At 71.0% G+C, this 18,653-nt stretch carries 14 protein-coding genes; 9 read left to right on the top strand and 5 right to left on the bottom strand.

All coding sequences use genetic code 11. The features are described from left to right. Positions 1–2: 2 nt before the first annotated feature. Both QRN49_RS06720 and QRN49_RS06715 read right to left on the bottom strand, forming a co-directional pair. Complete coding sequence (locus tag QRN49_RS06720; protein WP_111099706.1) at positions 3–1,460, bottom strand: aspartate aminotransferase family protein; 1,458 nt, start codon at positions 1,458–1,460, stop codon at positions 3–5. Further along, positions 1,457–1,939, bottom strand: coding sequence for an Lrp/AsnC family transcriptional regulator (locus QRN49_RS06715; RefSeq protein WP_035809531.1), 483 nt, complete (start codon positions 1,937–1,939; stop codon positions 1,457–1,459). Before QRN49_RS06715 ends, QRN49_RS06720 begins: the two co-directional genes overlap by 4 nt. A 133-nt stretch (positions 1,940–2,072) precedes the next feature. Between QRN49_RS06715 and QRN49_RS06710 the strand changes: the two genes are divergently transcribed. From QRN49_RS06710 to QRN49_RS06690, 5 genes are read left to right on the top strand one after another with little or no spacing between them, the layout of a single operon-like run. Beyond that, positions 2,073–3,527: an aminobutyraldehyde dehydrogenase gene (locus QRN49_RS06710; protein ID WP_284754711.1), complete on the top strand. Its 1,455-nt coding sequence runs from the start codon at positions 2,073–2,075 to the stop codon at positions 3,525–3,527. 25 nt (positions 3,528–3,552) lie between these two features. Next, a complete protein-coding gene (locus QRN49_RS06705; protein ID WP_111234477.1) occupies positions 3,553–4,740 on the top strand; it encodes an ABC transporter ATP-binding protein in 1,188 nt (395 codons plus the stop codon). Further along, complete coding sequence (locus tag QRN49_RS06700) at positions 4,737–5,957, top strand: ABC transporter substrate-binding protein (protein WP_284754708.1); 1,221 nt, start codon at positions 4,737–4,739, stop codon at positions 5,955–5,957. The genes QRN49_RS06705 and QRN49_RS06700 overlap by 4 nt, the downstream gene beginning before the upstream one ends. Next, positions 5,954–6,895, top strand: coding sequence for an ABC transporter permease (locus QRN49_RS06695; RefSeq protein ID WP_282819550.1), 942 nt, complete (start codon positions 5,954–5,956; stop codon positions 6,893–6,895). The genes QRN49_RS06700 and QRN49_RS06695 overlap by 4 nt, the downstream gene beginning before the upstream one ends. Next, positions 6,892–7,770: an ABC transporter permease gene (locus QRN49_RS06690; protein WP_209049101.1), complete on the top strand. Its 879-nt coding sequence runs from the start codon at positions 6,892–6,894 to the stop codon at positions 7,768–7,770. Before QRN49_RS06695 ends, QRN49_RS06690 begins: the two co-directional genes overlap by 4 nt. A 433-nt stretch (positions 7,771–8,203) precedes the next feature. On the opposite strand, the gene QRN49_RS06685 is transcribed toward QRN49_RS06690, so the two are convergent. Together QRN49_RS06685 and QRN49_RS06680 are read right to left on the bottom strand one after the other, a co-directional pair. Then, entirely contained in the window at positions 8,204–9,493 is a 1,290-nt protein-coding gene (locus tag QRN49_RS06685) for a hypothetical protein (protein ID WP_284754704.1), read from the bottom strand. Beyond that, entirely contained in the window at positions 9,490–10,206 is a 717-nt protein-coding gene (locus QRN49_RS06680; RefSeq protein ID WP_284754701.1) for an ABC transporter ATP-binding protein, read from the bottom strand. Before QRN49_RS06680 ends, QRN49_RS06685 begins: the two co-directional genes overlap by 4 nt. A gap of 86 nt (positions 10,207–10,292) precedes the next feature. On the opposite strand from QRN49_RS06680, the gene QRN49_RS06675 reads away from it, so the two are divergent. The 4 genes from QRN49_RS06675 (at position 10,293) to QRN49_RS06660 (ending at position 17,748) form a co-directional block, all read left to right on the top strand. After that, the gene (locus QRN49_RS06675; protein ID WP_284754699.1) at positions 10,293–12,857 is read left to right on the top strand and encodes a glutamate--cysteine ligase; all 2,565 of its coding nucleotides are present in this window, start codon (positions 10,293–10,295) and stop codon (positions 12,855–12,857) included. Beyond that, positions 12,857–14,695, top strand: a complete 1,839-nt coding sequence (locus QRN49_RS06670; protein WP_284754697.1) for an N-acetylglutaminylglutamine amidotransferase — start codon at positions 12,857–12,859, stop codon at positions 14,693–14,695. Before QRN49_RS06675 ends, QRN49_RS06670 begins: the two co-directional genes overlap by 1 nt. Next, positions 14,692–16,638 (top strand): S9 family peptidase, encoded by a 1,947-nt coding sequence (locus tag QRN49_RS06665; protein ID WP_284754694.1) that lies wholly within the window; start codon positions 14,692–14,694, stop codon positions 16,636–16,638. The genes QRN49_RS06670 and QRN49_RS06665 overlap by 4 nt, the downstream gene beginning before the upstream one ends. Positions 16,639–16,830: 192 nt before the next feature. Next, positions 16,831–17,748 (top strand): GNAT family N-acetyltransferase, encoded by a 918-nt coding sequence (locus QRN49_RS06660; RefSeq protein ID WP_284754693.1) that lies wholly within the window; start codon positions 16,831–16,833, stop codon positions 17,746–17,748. A gap of 21 nt (positions 17,749–17,769) precedes the next feature. Here the strand turns inward: QRN49_RS06660 and QRN49_RS06655 are convergent, their stop codons facing one another. Beyond that, positions 17,770–18,645: an aminoglycoside phosphotransferase family protein gene (locus tag QRN49_RS06655; RefSeq protein ID WP_284754691.1), complete on the bottom strand. Its 876-nt coding sequence runs from the start codon at positions 18,643–18,645 to the stop codon at positions 17,770–17,772. Between the last annotated feature and the right edge of the window lie 8 nt (positions 18,646–18,653).

The raw sequence follows: 18,653 nt of genomic DNA, 5'->3' as shown, positions 1-18,653 counted from the left end.
GGTCAGATCTTCGTCCAGGCCTCGGACAGGACACTGCGCAGGATCGACGTCATCTCGCGGAACTCCGGCTGCCCGATGGTCAGCGGCGGTGCGAGCTGCACGACGGGGTCACCGCGGTCGTCGGCCCGGCAGTACAGCCCCGCGTCGAACAGCGCCTTCGACAGGAACCCGCGCAGCAGCCGCTCGGACTCGTCGTCGTCGAAGGTCGTCTTGGTGGCCTTGTCCTTGACGAGCTCGATGCCGTAGAAGTAGCCGTCACCGCGGACGTCCCCGACGATCGGCAGGTCGAGCAGGGTGTCGAGCTCGGCACGGAAGAGCGGGGCGTTCTGCTGCACGTTGGTGAGCAGCCCCTCTTCCTCGAAGATGTCGAGGTTCTCCATCGCGACTGCGGCCGACACCGGGTGCCCGCCGAACGTGTAGCCGTGGTAGAAGGTCGTGTCCCCCTTGGAGAACGGCTCGAACAGCCGGTCGCTGATGATCGTCGCACCGATCGGGGAGTACCCGGAGGTCATCGCCTTGGCGCACGTGATCATGTCCGGCACGAAGCCGTAGGTGTCGCAGGCGAACATCGTGCCGATCCGGCCGAAGGCGCAGATGACCTCGTCCGAGACGAGCAGCACGTCGTACTCGTCGCAGATCTCGCGCACCCGCTGGAAGTACCCGGGCGGCGGGGTGAAGCAGCCGCCGGAGTTCTGCACTGGCTCGAGGAACACCGCGGCGACGGTGTCGGGGCCCTCGAACTCGATCATCTCGCGGATCCGCTCCGCCGCCCAGAAACCGAACTGCTCCTCGGTGCCCCCGGGGAAGCCCATCTCCTCGGCGCGGTACGAGTTCGTGTTCGGCACCCGGAAGCCGCCGGGGGTCAGGGGCTCGAACATCTCCTTCATCGCCGGGATGCCGGTGATCGCCAGGGCGCCCTGCGGGGTGCCGTGGTAGGCGACCGCGCGGGAGATCACCTTGTGCTTCATCGGCTTGCCCTGGAGCTTCCAGTAGTACTTCGCGAGCTTGAAGGCCGTCTCCACCGCCTCGCCGCCGCCCGTGGAGTAGAAGACCTTGTTGAGGTCACCGGGGGCGTGCTCGGCCAGTCGGTCGGCGAGCTCGATCGCGGCGGGGTGCGCGTACGACCAGATCGGGAAGAAGCTCAGCGTCTCCGCCTGCTTCGCGGCCATCTCGGCCAGGCGCTTCCGCCCGTGCCCGGCGGCGACGACGAACAGGCCGGACAGCCCGTCGATGTACTCCTTGCCGTGGCTGTCGTAGACGTGGTGGCCTTCGCCGCGCACCATGATCGGCACGTCGGCGCCGGCCTGGTTCGCGCCGTGCCGGGCGAAGTGCATCCACAGGTGGTCCCGGGACTTCCGCTGCAGGTCGGCGTCGTCGACCGGTGCGAACGGGTCGTAGGAGTGGAGGCGGGCGGCCGGGCCCGTCGTGGTCCGGCCTGTGGCCTGTTCGGAGATGGTCATCGCGTTCCCCAGTCGTAGAGCTGTTTGCGGAGTTGCAGGTAGACGAAGGTCTCGGTGCCGGCGACGCCCGGGATGGCCCGGATGGTGCCGTTGAGCAGTTCGATCAGGTCGTCGTCGTCCTCGCACACGACCTCGACCATCAGGTCGAAGCTGCCGGCGGTCATCACGAGGTAGTCGACCGCCGGCAGCTGTTCCAGGGCATCGGCGACGGTTCGGGTGTCGCCGCTGACCCGGATGCCGATCATCGCCTGGCGGTGGAAGCCCAGTTGCATCGGGTCGGTGACCGCGACGATCTGCATGACGCCGGTCTCGGTCAGCTTCTGCACACGCTGCCGGACCGCCGCTTCACTGAGACCGACGGCCTTGCCGATCTCGCCGTACGGGCGACGCCCGTCCGCCTGGAGTTGCTCGATGATCCGTTTCGAGGTGTCGTCGATCGGTCCCGGACGTCGTGGTGCTGCCGCCATGCCGGACAGCATGGCAGCGAGGTTCGGGGTGCGCAAGGGATTCCGTTGTGAACTCCGTGTTTCGCGACGATTTCCGTTGTTACAGTTCTCCACAACCTCCGGATCCTTCTTCCGCACCGCCGGAATCCGTGTCAGTATCACCGCCATGCTGGACGCACAGAGCACGGCGACGGCGGACACCGACACCCGGGTCCTGTGGAACTTCGTCGGTGGTACCTGGGTCGAGTCGACCGCCGACACCACGTTCGACCTGGTCGACCCGACCGACGAGCACGTCTACGGCACGTCCCCGGTGTCCACCCCCGCCGACGTCGACGCCGCCTTCGGTGCGGCCGCGACCGCGTTCGAGACCTGGCGCCGCACCACCCCCGGCGAACGGCAGCTCGCCCTGTTCCGGATCGCCGACGCGATGGAGCAGCGGGCGTCGGAGTTCGCCGACCTCGAGTCGCTCGACACCGGGAAGCCCCGCGCCACCCTGGTCGAGGACGAGATCCTGCTGTCCGTCGACCAGATCCGCTTCTTCGCCGGGGCCGCCCGGAACCTCGAGGGCCGGAGCGCCGGCGAGTACCTGGCCGACCACACCTCGTTCGTCCGGCGTGAACCCATCGGTGTCGTCGCCCAGGTCACCCCGTGGAACTACCCGCTCAACATGGCGGTGTGGAAGTTCGCGCCGGCGCTCGCCGCGGGGAACACCACCGTGCTCAAGCCGAGCGACACGACGCCCCTGTCGACCCTGCTGCTCGCCGAGGTCGCCGCCGAGTTCCTGCCGCCGGGGGTCCTGAACGTCGTGGTGGGGGACCGCACCACCGGTGCAGCGATGATCGACCACCCCACCCCGCAGCTCGTGTCCATCACCGGGTCCGTCCGCGCCGGCATGGAAGTCGCGCGCGCCGCCGCCGGTGACCTCAAGCGCACCCACCTGGAGCTCGGCGGCAAGGCACCCGTGATCGTGTTCGACGACGCGGACATCCCCTCGGCGGTGGCCGGGATCGTCGCCGCCGGGTTCTTCAACGCCGGACAGGACTGCACCGCCGCCACCCGGCTGCTCGTGCAGGACGGCATCCACGACGAGTTCGTGGCGGCGCTCGCCGCAGAGGCACGGCTCAACGCGAGAACCGGGTCGGACGGTTACTACGGCCCCGTCAACAACGCGAACCAGCTCGCGCACGTGCAGTCGTTCCTGGACACGCTGCCCGACCACGCGACGATCGAGCTCGGCGGCGCACGACAGGGCGACCGCGGGTACTTCCACGAGGCCACGATCGTCGCCGGCCTGCGCCAGGACGACCGGGCCGTGCAGCAGGAGATCTTCGGCCCGGTGCAGACCGTGCAGCGGTTCTCGACGGAACAGCAGGCCCTGACGTGGGCGAACGGCGTCGAGTACGGCCTGGCGAGTTCGGTGTGGACGACCGACCACGCGCGGGCGATGCGCTTTGCCCGTGACCTGGACTTCGGCTGCGTGTGGATCAACACGCACATCCCGATCGTCGCCGAGATGCCGCACGGCGGGTTCAAGCACAGCGGGTACGGCAAGGACCTGTCCCAGTACGGCTTCGACGACTACACCCGCATCAAGCACGTCATGTCCTACATCGGCTGAGGCCGACCACCCCCCTGGAGGCACCATGGCAATGACCGGAACGTTCGCCGAATCGGGAGCCGATCTCCGGCTCGACCAGATCACGAAGTCCTTCCCCGGCCACACCGCGGTGGACAGCCTCGACCTGACGGTGCCCGCCGGCTCGTTCTTCGCGTTGCTCGGTCCGTCGGGCTGCGGCAAGACGACGACCCTGCGGCTCGTCGCCGGGCTCGAGGAACCCACGAGCGGCACCATCACCATCGGCGGCCAGGACGTCACCGACACGAAGCCGTACCAACGGCCCGTCAACACGGTGTTCCAGAACTACGCGCTGTTCCCGCACATGAGCGTGCTCGACAACGTCGCGTTCGGGCTGAAGCGGCGCAGGATCCCGGACCCGATGACGAAGGCGAAGGAAGCGCTGCGGCTCGTCGAGCTCGAGGGGTCGGCGTCGAAGCGGCCCGCCCAGCTCTCCGGTGGCATGCAGCAGCGCGTCGCCCTGGCCCGCGCGATCGTGAACCGGCCGGCCCTGCTGCTGCTCGACGAGCCCCTCGGCGCCCTCGACCTGAAGCTCCGCCACCAGATGCAGCTCGAGCTGAAGACGATCCAGGCCGAGGTCGGGCTCACGTTCCTGCACGTCACCCACGACCAGGAAGAGGCGATGACGATGGCGGACACCGTCGCCGTCATGAACGGCGGTCGGATCGAGCAGATGGGCAGCCCGCAGGACCTGTACGAGTTGCCGCGCACGGCGTTCGTCGCGAACTTCCTCGGCCAGTCGAACCTGCTCGAGGGCGAGGTGCGCGGCACCGACGCCGGCCTGCTCGTCGTCGCGACCGCGGCCGGTTCGATCGCCGTGCCGGCCGACCGAGCCGTCGCCACGACCGGTCGCGTCGTCGTCGGCGTCCGGCCCGAGAAGCTCAAGATCCGCACCGCCGAACCGACCCCCGAGGCCGGCCGGAACATCCTCGGCCCGGGCCGAGTCGTGGACGTCTCGTTCTCCGGCGTCAGCACCCAGTACCTGGTCGACGTGCCGGGCGCCGGGCGCGTCTCGGTGTTCGCGCAGAACTCGAAGGGCGGGCCGCGGATCGCGACCGGCACCGAGGTCTGGCTCACGTGGGGCGTCGACCACGGTTTCGGCCTGGAGGCGCACCCCGCGTCCGACGCGACCGTCACCACCCAGGACGACCCGGGCCTCCAGGCCGTCCCCGCCACGGCAGGATCGCTCGCGTGACCGGCGCGGTGCCCGGTCCGGACCTGCTGCGCGGGCTGACGTCGGCCCGCGTCAGCCGACGCGGCCTGCTGGCCGGCGGCGGGGCCGCCGCACTGGCCGCGCTGCTCACCGGTTGCAGCATCAAGGGCTCCGCCGCCGCCGGCGCCGAGGACACCGTCGACTGGGCGGCGTTCTGGAAGGACGCGAGGGCGACCGGCACCCTGAACTTCGCGAACTGGCCGCTGTACATCGACTCCGACCACGGCAAGTCCGAGTCCCTGGCGCTGTTCAAGCAGAAGACCGGGATCGCGGTCGACTACCAGGCGGTGATCCAGGACAACGCGACCTTCTACGCGACCGTCTCACCGATCCTGCGGGCGCACGGTGCGACCGGCTACGACCTCGTCGTCATGACGAACGGGTTCGAGCTGACCCAGATGATCAAGAACGGGTTCGTGTGCGAACTCGACCACTCGCGGCTGCCGAACTTCGCCGCGAACGCCTCGGACTCCGTGAAGGACCCCATCTACGACCCGGGCAACAAGCACTCCGTCGTCTGGCAGACCGGGTTCACCGGGCTCGCCTACAACCCGAAGTACACCGGGCGGAAGATCACCTCGCTCAAGGACCTGCAGGACCCGGCCTTCAAGGGCCGCATCGGGCTGATGAGCGACAACACCGAACTCGGGTCGCTCGGACTGCTCGCGCTCGGCATCGACCCGGAGACCTCGACGCCCGCCGACTGGCGGAAGGCCCAGGCGTGGCTGCGCGAACTGCGGCCCAGCGTCACCGGCTTCTACGACCAGAGCTACATCAACCGGTTGGAGAACGGCGACACCTGGATCACCCAGGCGTGGTCGGGCGACGTGTTCCAGGCGCAGCAGTCCGGGTTCCCCGACCTGGAGTTCGTCACGCCGGAAGAGGGGCAGATGACCTGGCACGACAACATGCTCATCCCACGGCAGGCCGAGAACCCGGTGTCGGCGCTCGAGTGGATGAACTTCTACTACACGCCGAAGGTCGCCGGGATCGTCGAGGACTGGGTCAACTACGTCTGCCCGGTGCCGGCGGCCGAGGACTACGTGCGGGACGAACTCGACGACGCCACCGTGGCGGACAGCCCGCTCGTGTTCCCCTCTGCGGACGTGCTGGAGCAGTCGCACGAGTTCCGGGTGTTCGAGAACTACGACGAGTACTCGGAGTGGAACGGCATCTTCAACGCGGTGGTGCAGTCGTGAGCGCGGTCGGGGTGGCGCCGGGGGTCGGTCCCGGTGGTTCCGCCGGTCCGTCCGGTTCCGTGCCGGTGCGGCGGGGACGCCGTCGGAGCACACCGTTCTTCCTGGCGCTCGTCGGCACCGCGTACCTCTGTGTGTTCTTCGTCATCCCGCTGGTGTCCGGGCTGATCGTCTCGCTCATGACCGGCAACCCGGACGACGGCTACACGTTCACCTGGAACTTCGGGATCTACGGCTCGCTGTTCGTCGACCCGCAGGTGCCCTACCTGACGTTCCTGCTCCGGTCGCTCTGGTACGGCGCCGCCGCCACGATCGCCTGCATCGTCGTCGGGTACCCGGTGGCGTACTTCATCGCGTTCCGGGTGTCCCCGCGGTGGAAGAACCCGCTGCTCATGCTCGTGTTCATCAGCTTCCTGGTGTCGTTCATCATCCGGACCGACATGTGGGCATTCGTACTCGCGTCGCAGGGGCCGGTCGTCACGACGCTGCAGGCGCTCGGGCTGGCAGGCAAGGACTTCCACATCCTCGGCACCGGCGGCGCGGTGATCTTCGGCGACGCCTACAACGACCTGGCCTTCATGGTGCTGCCGATCTACGCCGCCCTCGAGCGCATCGACCCACGACTCGGTGAGGCCGCGAACGACCTGTACGCCGGCAAGTTCCGGGCGTTCTGGCACACAACGCTGCCGCTGTCCCGCTCGGGCATCTTCGCCGGGGTCCTGCTCGTCTTCATCGACAGCGTCGGCGACCCGGTGAACTCGGCCCTGCTCGGCGGCACGAACACGTACACGATCGGTCAGGCGATCCAGGACGCCTACTCCGGCAACCAGCAGTACAACGTCGCCGCGGCCCTGTCGACCGTGCTCATGGTCGTGCTCGGCATCATCCTGTTCATCTACGCCCGCGTCTCCGGCACCGACGACCTCGAGGACCTCGTATGACCGCCGTCGCACCGTCCCGTTCCGCCGCCGCTCCGGCCTCGCCCGTGACCGGTCCCGTCGCCGGCCGTCCGCGTCGCCACGGGGTGAACCGTCGTGGGCCCTGGCTCGCGATCGTGTACTGGGTGACGATCGCGATCACCCTGGTGCCGATCGTCTACATGATCGCGTACTCGTTCAACGACGCCCCCACCAACCGGCTGTCGTTCGCCTGGAACGGTTTCACGACCTACTGGTACGCGAACCTGGTGAACGTGTCCGGGCTCGGGGCGGCGTTCGTCACCTCGGTGCTCGTCGCGTTCCTCGCCGCGATCATCTCCGTCGCGATCGGGTTGCCCCTTGCGCTGGCCCTGGAGCGGTACCGGTTCCCGGGTCGCGGCGTCGTGAACACCGTCGTGTTCGCCGACATCGCGGCGCCGTCGATCGTCGTCGGTTCCGCGTCGCTCTCCTTCTTCCTGTCGGTGGGGCTCGGCACCGGGTTCCTGACCGTGCTCATCACGCACGTGGCGTTCGACGTCGCCTACGTGGTCGTGGTGCTGCGGGCGCGGATCGCGGGGACCTCGCGTGCACTCGAAGAGGCCGCAGGTGACCTCGGGGCAACACCGTTCCAGGCCTTCCGGCTCGTCACCCTGCCGCTGCTGGCGCCGGGCATGCTCGCCGCCGGGCTGCTGGCGCTCGCCATGTCGATCGACGACTACGTGATCACCTCGTTCGTCGCCGGGCCCGCGGTGACCTTCCCGCTGTTCGTCTACGGCGCCGCGAAGGCCGGGATGCCGCCGCAGGTGCTGTGCTTCGGGACGCTGGTGTTCGCGGTGGGGCTGCTCGTCGCGCTGCTGAACGGGGCGCTCAACCGGCGGTTGGCCCGGACCCGCGGCTGAGCCTTCGTCCCTGAACGTGCCGCACCGATCACGGTCGGTGCGGCACGTCCTTGTCTCAGTCCTTCCGGGCCAGGTCGACCAGGAGCCTGGTGAGGTTCACGAGCAAGCCCGCGACCCCCAGCCAGAACACCCGACGCCTGGGCTTGGGATCGGTGTCGTTCGACATCGAGACCACCTCCGGTGTCAGCGCCGGCGGACACGAGGAGCGGTGGACCGGGACGGGCGTGCAATCGAGCCGGAGCTCGATTACACTGGACCCGAGCGTTACGACTCGGGAACGGCTGTTGCCCGTCCCGGCTTTCCACTCGGAGAGCAAATCGAAGCCCATCACCGTCCTACCGGTGGTGGGCTTCATCGTTGCCCTGGGGTCGCTTCCCGGCGGAGACGCGACCCGTACGGCAAGCCTATGTGGTATTTCAGCCGTCCACCGTGATCAGGACGCAGTGTCGGCGAGCTGCGGGCCGAGTGACCGGCGTCGGGCCTGCAACACGGGGTTGACGGTCGCGACGAGCATGATCACCAGGCCGATCGCGATCACGAACGGCACCGGCCGGAGTGGGTCGGTCCAGCTCGTCAGGGCTGCGGGGATGCTCGCGAGTGCGAACGGCAGTGCGATGAGCACCGAGGTCACGACGAGGGCGACGGCCTCGAGGACGGCCCCGACGAGTGCGGTCCGGAACGTCCCGCCGGCGACGACGAGCAGGGCTACATCGCGCCGCCGGCCCGACGTGGTCATCACGACGGTCGCGGCCCCGGTGAACAGGACGATGAGGACCGGCCCGCCGAAGATCGCCAGGCCGCCGCGGTAGTACGCCGGGGAGTCCCAGACGCCGGCCAGACCGGTGAGGGCGGCGAGCATCACGGCCACGGCGAGCAGTGCGACCGCCGCGTGGCTCCGTGCTGCGTGGAAGCGCAGTGATTCGCGGGCGAGGAACCAGGCGACCGGTGACCCGGGCACCGCCGCGGTCCAGGCCGAGACCAGCCGCTGGCACGACCACGGTGCCGATGCGATGACCACGCCCATCGCCGGGACGAGGAAGAGCATCGACATCCCGCGTTCGCCGAGCAGCGTCGCGGCGTACATCGCCAGGGCGATGCCGCCGAGGGCGTACGCGGTGACGAGTCGAGCGCGACCGGGGCGCGTCGGCTCGAGCTCGGGCTCCCGGACGGCGAGGAGTGCGGGGGTCCTCGAAGCCGCGCGTGCCGCCCCGATGGCGCTCAGCAGGACCACGAGGACGAAGACCACGAGCGCGACCGTGGTCTCGACGACGCCGAGTCGCGGCTGGAGTGCCGCTGCACCCGGATTCCGCAGCGGTGCCGACAGGAACGCCATCAGGGCGCCGAGCACGAGCGGCACGAGTGCGAGGGCTGTGGCGAACGCGACGAGTGCCAGTGTCGCGGCCTGGGCGAGCACCACGCGCTCGACCAGTCCGGGACCGATCCCCGCCAGCTGCCAGCGTGCGTGGTCCTGACGCTGCGTCCGGATCGAGAAGCCGACGAGCACGTTCAGGGCACCGATCACCACGATCGCGTTCATCGCCCCGAACACCAGCGCGTGGTTCCGGAGTCCGGCTGCGTCGACGGGGTCGGTGACGGCGGCGGCGGTCGAGACGTCCCCGGCGCAGACCAGGGCGACGAGGGCCGCGAGGACCATCACGACGAAGGCCGCGGTCCACAGACGCCACGACCGCGCCACCTCGGAGAGGACGAGTCGGGCGATCACCGGGACACCGCCTGCAGCACGTCGGCCGCGGTCGGTGCGACGAGTTCGCGGTGCAGGCGTCCGTCACGCAGGACGAGCACCCGGTCACCACGAGCCGCTGCCTCGAGGTCGTGCGTGACCATCACCACGGAGCGCGATCCCGTGGCGGCGCCCTGCAGCAAGGCGAGCACCCTCGCGCCGGACTCGGAGTCGAGGGCACCGGTCGGCTCGCCGGCGAAGACCACGTCGGGGGCCGTGACGATCGTGCGCGCGATCGCCACCCGCTGCTGCTGCCCGCCGGAGAGCTGCCCCGGTCGCTGCCGGGCCACGTGGGACAGGCCGACGGCGGCGAGGGCGTCGTGGACGGTCGACCGGTCGAGTGAGCCGGACGCCAGGCGCAGCGGCAGGGCGACGTTGTCGAACGCCGTCAGTGCCGGGATGAGGTTGTACGACTGGAACACGAAACCGATGTGGTCGCGGCGGAACCGTGCGAGGGCGTCCCCGCGGAGCGTCGCCAGGTCGGTGCCGTCGATGTGGACCGAGCCGGAGCTGGGGGAGTCCAGTCCGGACAGGCACTGCAGCAGGGTGGACTTGCCCGACCCGCTGGGTCCGACGATGGTGACGAACTCGCCGCGGGGGACGGACACCGTGACGTCGTCGAGGACGAAGGCTTCCCGTTCGCCGGGGCCGCGGAACGAGCGGGACAACCCGACGGCGGAGATGAGAGAGGTCATCGAGCCAATATTTGACATATGTTACGAGCGTGAGTCGGGCGGAGCGGCGGCGGACACGCCACAGGGCACACGCGTAGGTTCCAGCCATGAGTGCAGAGCTGACGCTCGGCGCCGAGGAAGAGCTGCACCTCATCGACCTCGAGTCCGGCCGACTTTCCGCGAAGGCCCCGCGCCTTCTGCCCAAACTGCCCACCGACCGCTTCGGCGCCGAGCTGCAGCGCACGACGATCGAGACGAACACCCCGGTGGTGCGGACCCTCGACGACCTGCGGCGGGTGATCGTCGACCTGCGCAGTGAGCTCAGCGCCGCGATCGCCCCGGCCGGGGTCACCATCGCCGCCGTCGGCACCGCGCCGAGGTCGGAGTACGCCGACTTCGAGCTGAGCTCCGGCGGTCGGTACGGCCGGATGCAGGAGCAGTACCGGATGCTCGTCGACGAACAGCTCATCTGCGGCCTGCAGGTGCACGTCGGGGTGAGCGACCGCGACCTGGCGGTGCTGATCGCCCAGCGGGTGGCGCCGGTGCTCCCGGTACTGCTCGCCCTGAGTGCGTCGAGTCCGTTCTGGAACGGGCAGGACACCGGGTACGCCTCGTTCCGGAGCATCATCTGGCAGCGGTGGCCGTCGGCCGGCAGCTTCGGCCCGGTGGAGGACGCCGCCGAGTACGACCGGGTGCTCGACGACCTGATCGCCTCGGGCGTGATCGCCGACAAGAAGATGGCCTACTTCGACGTGCGGCCGTCGTCGCACGCGCCGACGCTCGAGCTGCGGGTCTGCGACGCGACCCCGGTGGTGGACGACGCCGTGCTCATCGCCGGACTCTTCCGCGCCGCGGTGCGCAAGGCCGAGAAGTCGGTCGTGTCCGGCGCCGAGTGGCACCCGCGCAGCGAACCCCTGCACCGTGCGGCGATGTGGCAGGCCGCCCGCTCCGGGTTGAGCGGGGAACTCGTCGGCCTCGGGCAGCACCCCGAACGGCTGCCCGCCGAGGTCGCGGTGCGCCAGATCGTGTCCCGCCTGCGCCCGGAGCTCGAGGAGCTCGGCGACTGGGGGACGGTGACGGAGCTGCTCGACGCGACCCTGGCCCGTGGCAACTCCACCGACCGGCAGCGCACCGCCTACGCCGAGCGCGGGGAGATGGACGACGTCGTCGCCCTGGTGGTGGAGGACACCGCGGGACTCCCGTCCGGACGCGACGAGGACCCGGTGGTCCCGATCCCCGGGTACCGCGTCCGCGCCGGCGACGAGGCGGTCGGCCCCGGGGCGCGCCCCCGTCCGGCGTTCCGTGACCTGGCGGCGTTCTTCGACGGGTGGGACGCCGAGACCGCGATCGAGCGCTGCACCGCCCGCGACGTCTGGACCCGCGAGCACCACGTCGGCTTCGTGGTGGACGGTGGCGCGCAGGCGTTCGGCTGCGACCTGGTGCCCCGGACGATCAGCGCGTACGAGTGGTCGCAGCTCGAGCGTGGCCTGGGGCAGCGTGCCCGCGCGATCGAGCTGTTCCTGCGTGACGCGTACGGCGACCGGCGGATCGTGGCCGACGGCGTGCTGGACGCGGACCACTTCGTCGGCGCGAAGGGCTGGGACCCGGACGCCACCCGGCTGCCGGCGACGGCGGTCCGTGCTCCGGTGCTCGGGTTCGACCTGGTGCGCAACGAGTTCGGCGGCTGGCGGGTGCTCGAGGACAACGTCCGCTCGCCCTCGGGCGTCGCGTACGGCATCGCCCTGCGCGAGCTGATGGACGACGTCGTGCCGGACGCGCCGCGGCCGGCGCACCTGCGCGACCCGCACGGCGTGATCGACCGGCTGCGCCGGACCCTCTGCGCGAACACCACCGCGGTGACGGGCGCGACCGATCCCGTGATCGCGCTGGTCAGCGACGGCCCGGCCGCCGGCGCGTGGTTCGAACACCGCAGGCTGGCCGACGGGGCCGGGTTGCTCCTCCTGTCCGGGTCGGACCTGGACGTCCGTGACGGACGCGTGGTCGACGCGACGACGGGTGACGTGCTCGACGGGCTGTACCTGCGGATCGACCGCGACGTCAGCGCGCTGACGGCGGAGCACGCTCCCGACCTGGGTGCGCGGATCCTCGACGCGGCGGAGGCAGGACGCGTCTACCTGGCGAACGCGCCGGGCAACGCGCTGGTCGACGACAAGGCGATGTACGTCACCGTGCCGGACCTGATCTGGTACTACCTGGACGAGAAACCCCTGCTGGCATCGGTGCCGACGTACCGCACGAGCATCGAGGTGGAACGGCTGTCGGTCCTGGACCGCGTCGGGGAACTCGTCACGAAGCCGGTCGACGGCGAGGGCGGCCGCGGGGTCCTGATCGGACCGAGCGCGAGCGCCCCCGAGGTCGCGGAACGACGGCGCGAGATCGCGGCCGACCCCGCCGGGTGGGTGGGACAGGAGGTGGTGCAGCTGTCCTCGCACCCGACGATCGGACCCGCCGGACTCGACCCGCGGCACGTGGACCTGCGGGCCTTCGTCTACGCGACGGGGACCGGACCGGACGACGTGCACCTGGCCGACGTCGCCCTGACGCGCGTCGCGCCCGAGGGCAGCATGGTCGTCAACTCGTCGCAGGGCGGCGGCGCGAAGGACACGTGGATCGTCGGGAACGCCCCGGCTGACACCGAGGGAGAGCGCTGATGTGTGGACTCGCGGGTGAGATCCGGTTCGACGGCCGAGCGCCGGACGTCGGGGCGGTCGCCCGGATGACCGGCTGCATGACGCACCGCGGCCCGGACGGCGACGGCCTGTGGGCTCGCGGCCCGGTCGCCCTGGGGCACCGACGGCTGTCCATCGTCGACCTGTCCACCGCGGGCGCGCAGCCGATGGTGCTGGCCGAGGCGGGGCTGACGATCGCCTACAACGGGATGGTCTACAACTACCGGCAGCTCCGCGACGAGCTGCACGGCAAGGGGCACCGGTTCGCGTCGACGTCGGACACCGAGGTCATCGCCCTGGCGTACGCCGAGTGGGGCACCGCGTTCGTCGACCACCTGATCGGGATGTTCGCCATCGCCATCTGGGAGCACGGCAGCGGCCGACTGGTGCTGGCGCGGGACCGGCTCGGCATCAAGCCGCTCTACGTCGCACCCGTCCCGGGCGGCCTCCGGTTCGCGAGCTCCCTGCCCGCGATCCTGGCCGGCGACGCCGGCAGCGGAGGCAACGGCAGCACGAGCGGCAGCGGCGGCACGAGCGCCGGCGGCGTCGACACGTCCATCGACCCCGTCGCCTTCGCCTCGTACATGAGCTTCCACTCCATCGTCCCCGCACCCCGCACGATCCTGGCCGGCGTCGGCAAGCTCCCGCCCGCGACCGTCCGGGTGATCGACCCCGACGGCGCCACTCACGACACCGTCTACTGGGAGCCGCGCTTCGAGCGCGACCCAGCCAAGTCCGACTGGTCCGAGCACGACTGGGAGCAGGCGTTCATCGGTTCGCTCCGCACCGCCGTCGAGCGCCGGATGGTCGCCGACGTCCCGGTCGGGGTGCTGCTCTCCGGCGGGATCGACTCCTCGCTCGTGGTCGGGCTGCTCGCCGAGGCCGGGCAGCAGGACCTCGCCACGTTCAGCATCGGGTTCGACGCGGCGGGCGGCGAGTCCGGCGACGAGTTCGAGTACTCCGACCAGGTCGCGAAGCACTTCGGTACCGACCACCACCGCATCCACATCCCCTCGTCGCGGCTGCTCGACGGCATCGACGGTGCTGTCGCCGCGATGAGCGAGCCGATGGTCAGCCACGACTGCGTCGCCTTCTACCTGCTGTCGCAGGAGGTCTCGCAGCACGTCAAGGTGGTGCAGTCCGGCCAGGGCGCCGACGAGGTGCTCGCCGGGTACGACTGGTACCCCCCGCTCGCCGACGTCCCGCGCGACCAGGCGGCCGAGGCCTACCGTTCCGTGTTCATGGACCGCCGCTGGCCGGCGCTGCAGGGCCTGCTCGGGGAGCGGTGGAAGAGCGACGACGACACCCCGTCGGCCTTCGTGGACCGCCAGTTCGCACGGCCGGGCGCGGAGACGAGCGTCGATGCTGCGCTCCGCAGCGACACCACGATAATGCTCGTCGACGACCCGGTGAAGCGGGTCGACAACATGACGATGGCGTGGGGGCTCGAGGCCCGCGTGCCGTTCCTGGACCACGAGTTCGTCGAGCTCGCCGCCGCGATCCCGCCGTCGATGAAGCTCACCGACGGCGGCAAGGGCGTGATGAAGCGCGCCTCGCGCGGGATCGTGCCCGACGCCGTCATCGACCGCAGCAAGGGCTCGTTCCCGGTCCCCGCCATCCGGCAGCTCGAGGGCCCGTACCTGGAGCGCGTCCGCGACGCACTGCACGCACCCGAGGCGCGGGAGCGCGGGCTCTTCGACCCCGCCACCGTCGAGCGGATGCTCCAGGACCCGAACAGCACCAGGACCGCGATCGGCGCCAACGCGCTCTGGCAGCTCGGCCTGATCGAGATGTGGCTGCAGCAGCAGGGGGTGCGGTGACCGTGGGTTCCGTCCGGACTGGAGGCGCGCAGGGCGTCGCGTCGTCGGCCACCGTCGAGCCGTCGGTCACCACCAGGGCCGCGGCCGACCTGGGTGCGCGGCTCACCGCCGCCTGGGGGTCGTGGGGACCGACCATGACCCGGAACGCCCGGCGCGTGGCGTTCGTGAGCGACCGGCACGGCACCCCCGAGGTCTTCGTGCAGGACGTCGTCGTCGACGGCGAGCTGCCGGAACCGGTGCGGATCGCGTTCTCCGACGACCCCGTGATCCGGGTGTCGTGGTCGTCCGACGGGGAGTGGCTCGCCGTCGCCATCGCGACCGACGGTGGCGTGAAGCAGCAGGTCTGGGTGGTGCGGCCGGACGGCTCCGACGCCGCGCAGATCGCCGGTTCGCGGTACCAGCACGCCGAACTCGGACCGTGGAGCCGCAGCGGCCACCGGGTCGTCATCACCCTGCCCTCGACCGAGCCCGAGCAGCCGGCCCGTGCGTACCTGGTCGACCCGGTCACCGGGGACCGCGACGACCTGGCCGTGGGGGAGCTCATCCACATCCTCGACCTGTCGGTGGAGGAACGGCTCGTCGTGCTGAGCGACGGGCAGCGCGGCCAGGAGTTCGTCGTCGTCGTCGACCGGCTGACCGACGAGAGCCATGCCCTGTTCGCCGACGACCCCGACGGGTCCGCCGAGATCGCGTTCCTGCGGCCCTCGCCCGCGAGCGAGACCAGCCCGCTCGTCGCCTACGTCGCCACCGAGGCCGGACTGCCCCGCCGCGGACTCGTCGCGCAGCCGGTCGGGCCGCACGGCTGGCGCGGCACGCCCCGGCGGATCGTCGAGCGCGACGACGCCGAGCTCGAGTACCTGGACGCTGACGACGCCGGCCGCACGCTGCTGCTCGTCTGGAACGTCGACGGCCGGAGTGAACTCGACCTCATCAACACGCACGACGCCTCGCGCACCCCCGTGCCGGACCTGCCCGGGTACGTCGTCACCGACCCCGTGCTCAGCCGCGACGGCCGGAGCGTGCTGCTCGCCGTCGAGGGACCGACCCGGCCGCGCGAACTGTGGCGGCTCGACACGAACGCGCTGACCTGGAGCCGGGTCACCGACGTGCCGGTGCTGCCGGACGTGCAGCTGGTCGAGCCGACGCTCGAGCGGTTCGCCGCCCGCGACGGACTGGAGCTGACCGGGTGGCTGTACCGGGCCGTGGAGCCGACCGCGTCGGGGACGGGAGCCGACGTCGGAACGCATGTCGTGCCTCCCGGCCGCGCAGCGCTCGTCCACCTGCACGGCGGACCGGAGTCGCAGGAACGACCCACGTTCTCGCCGCAGCACCAGGCGCTCGCCGCCGCGGGGGTGACCGTGTTCGCACCGAACATCCGCGGGTCCAGCGGGTACGGCCACGAGTTCGTGCACGCCGACGACCTGGCGCTGCGGTGGAACGCGCTCGCCGACGTCGTCGACTGCGCGCGGTTCCTGGTGACCAACGGGTACGCCGATCGCTCCCGCGTCGCCGTCGAGGGGCGCTCCTACGGCGGGTACGCGACCCTCGCGTCGTTGGCGTTCACGCCCGACGTGTTCGCAGCCGGGGTCGCGGTGTGCGGGATGAGCGACTTCGCGACCTTCTACCGGGACACCGAACCGTGGATCGCGGCCGCTGCCGCGACGAAGTACGGCCACCCGGTCGAGGACGAGGCCCTGCTCGCAGCACTGTCGCCGATGCGCGCGATCGACGACGTCACGGCGCCGCTGCTCGTCGTGCACGGGGAGCTCGACACGAACGTGCCGATCGGTGAGGCGCACCAGGTCGTCGCGGCGTTGCGGGAGCGGGCGCACGACGTGGAGTACCTGGAGCTCGAGGGTGAGGGGCACGAGTACCGGCGGGCGGCGTCGCAGGCGCTGCTGGTGCGGCGGATGGTCGAGTTCGTGGCGGCGCGGCTGGGGTGAGGCGGGGCGGGGCGCTCGGTCTGGTGCTCGGTCTGGTGCGAGGTTGCGTACTCCGTGCGGTGCACGTGCCCTCGCACCGAGTACGGAACCTCGCTCGGGTTGTGGGCCCCCTCGCACCGTGCGAGCCGCGGCACGGCGTCACCGGGTGCAACGATGCGTCGGCGGCGCTCGCCGCGGGCGGAGAATGGTGGCATGACGACGACTGCGCCGACCTCGACCGCGCTGCCCCGACCGGGAGAGGTCTTCGTGGCCTCGGCAGCGGAGGTCGAGCAGGTCGTCCACCGTGCCACGAACCAGTACGCCTCCGGTGTCGTCGCGGACACCGCCGGGTGGGCGGACGGCGATCGTCGGCGGATCGAGGACCTCGGGTTCCGTGGTGGTGATGCCCGCGGCGAAGCGCTCCGGACGCTCGACCTGACCATCGCCGACGACGGCACCCCGACGCGCATGCTCGACGCACCCGCCATGGCCGCACTGAACAGCCACCATGCGCGGTTCGCCGAGCGGCGCGGCGACGTCGTCCGCTACCAGACCGACGTGTCGGTGTGGACGGGGATCCCCGAGCAGCCCACCGAGCAGGACTGGGAGGACGTCCGGGCGCTGCTCGGGTCGGGCGGGATGCTCGGCGTCGGTGCGGCTGCCGTCCTGCCCGAGGGGTGGGAGCTCGTCGAGGGTGCCGGCGGCGTGCAGCTGACCGGTGAGGCGATCGAGGGTGCGCCGGACGACGAAGCCGTCGTGCTGACGCCCGACGACGTGCCGGAGATGACCGCCCTGGTGGAGCGGACGAAGCCGGGGCCGTTCCTGCCGCGGACGATCGAGCTCGGCACGTACCTGGGCATCCGGCGGGACGGGCGGCTCGTCGCCATGGCGGGGGAGCGCCTGCACCCGCCGGGGTGGACCGAGATCAGCGCGGTGTGCACGGACGACGCGTACCGGGGGCAGGGGTTCGGGCGGCGGCTCGTGCTCGCCGTCGCGCACGGGATCCGGGAGCGTGGTGAGACCCCTCTGATGCACGCGGCCGCCGGGAACACCGGGGCGATCGGGCTGTACCAGCACCTCGGCTTCCGGTTGCGGGACCGTGGGGCGCCGCGGTTCGTGCGGGTGCCGTGAGCTGCGTTCGGGCCTGACTGGTCAGAACGCGGCGAGGGCGTTGCGGAGCATGTCGTGGCCCTGGGCCTCGAAGCCCTCGTCGCCGACCGCGTAGGCCCAGGTCGCCGTCCCCACTGCTTCGCGGAGTTGCAGCCAGCGCCACGCGTCCGGAGTGCGCGGATCGTCGCCGTACCCGTCGAAGAACGCCGCTTCGAGGGCGGGATCGTGCTGCCAGTGCAGCACCGCGAGGCGGGTGAGGTCGAAGGACGCGGGGCGCCAGCCGAACCGGCCGAAGTCGATGACGCGGAGCCTGCGGTCGCGGTCGTCGCGGGCGTCGTCGTCCACGATCCAGTTGCGCGGGTGGAAGTCGCCGTGGGTCGGGACGAGGGCCTGCGTCGCGTGGTCGGTCGGGAGTGCGCGCAGTGCCGCTCGTGCGCGGGCGACCACGTCGTCCGGGATCCGGTGCGGGGCGTCGAGCGCGGCCAGTGCCTTCGCCTGCTCGTGCAGTAGGAACGTCGGGTCGTGGCGGGTGTCCTGGTCGTGCAGCCGTCGGAGCACTGCCCCGGCCTGACGGTGGACGTCGGTGTCGTGCTCGTCCGGGGTCCCGAGGGCGAGGTGCCCGGGGACGCGTTCGAGCACGAGGACGCGGTGTTCCTCGTTCGCGGCGACGAGGGCACCGGTGTCCCCGCTGGCTCGGAGTGCGGCGGTGGCGGTGCGGTGGGCGTCGAGCTCGCGAGGGAAGTGCGTGTTGGTCTGGCTGGAGGCCTTCACGGTGAAGCCGTCGTCGCCAGCGCGGACGTGCAGGACCCTCGTGTCGAGGAGCCCCCACGACTCATCGGCCACGACGACGGCATCGGGGAGCGTCTGCTGCACGAACGCGATCTGGTCGTCGTCGAGTCCGGTGTCCCCCCAGTGCATGGCGGCAC

Source organism: Curtobacterium sp. ME-Dv--P-122a (genome assembly GCF_030209645.1).
Lineage (GTDB): Bacteria > Actinomycetota > Actinomycetes > Actinomycetales > Microbacteriaceae > Curtobacterium > Curtobacterium flaccumfaciens.
The sequence above is the reverse complement of the archived record's forward strand: the minus strand, read 5'-3'. Positions and strand labels throughout refer to the sequence as shown.

What these genes read in the sequence shown, in the direction of transcription:
- QRN49_RS06720 (WP_111099706.1), bottom strand. Translation starts at nt 1,460, where the DNA reads ATGACCATCTCCGAACAGGCCACAGGCCGGACCACGACGGGCCCGGCC.
- QRN49_RS06715 (WP_035809531.1), bottom strand. Translation starts at nt 1,939, where the DNA reads ATGCTGTCCGGCATGGCGGCAGCACCACGACGTCCGGGACCGATCGAC.
- QRN49_RS06710 (WP_284754711.1), top strand. Translation starts at nt 2,073, where the DNA reads ATGCTGGACGCACAGAGCACGGCGACGGCGGACACCGACACCCGGGTC.
- QRN49_RS06705 (WP_111234477.1), top strand. Translation starts at nt 3,553, where the DNA reads ATGGCAATGACCGGAACGTTCGCCGAATCGGGAGCCGATCTCCGGCTC.
- QRN49_RS06690 (WP_209049101.1), top strand. Translation starts at nt 6,892, where the DNA reads ATGACCGCCGTCGCACCGTCCCGTTCCGCCGCCGCTCCGGCCTCGCCC.
- QRN49_RS06680 (WP_284754701.1), bottom strand. Translation starts at nt 10,206, where the DNA reads ATGACCTCTCTCATCTCCGCCGTCGGGTTGTCCCGCTCGTTCCGCGGC.
- QRN49_RS06675 (WP_284754699.1), top strand. Translation starts at nt 10,293, where the DNA reads ATGAGTGCAGAGCTGACGCTCGGCGCCGAGGAAGAGCTGCACCTCATC.
- QRN49_RS06670 (WP_284754697.1), top strand. Translation starts at nt 12,857, where the DNA reads ATGTGTGGACTCGCGGGTGAGATCCGGTTCGACGGCCGAGCGCCGGAC.
- QRN49_RS06660 (WP_284754693.1), top strand. Translation starts at nt 16,831, where the DNA reads ATGACGACGACTGCGCCGACCTCGACCGCGCTGCCCCGACCGGGAGAG.
- QRN49_RS06655 (WP_284754691.1), bottom strand. Translation starts at nt 18,645, where the DNA reads ATGCACTGGGGGGACACCGGACTCGACGACGACCAGATCGCGTTCGTG.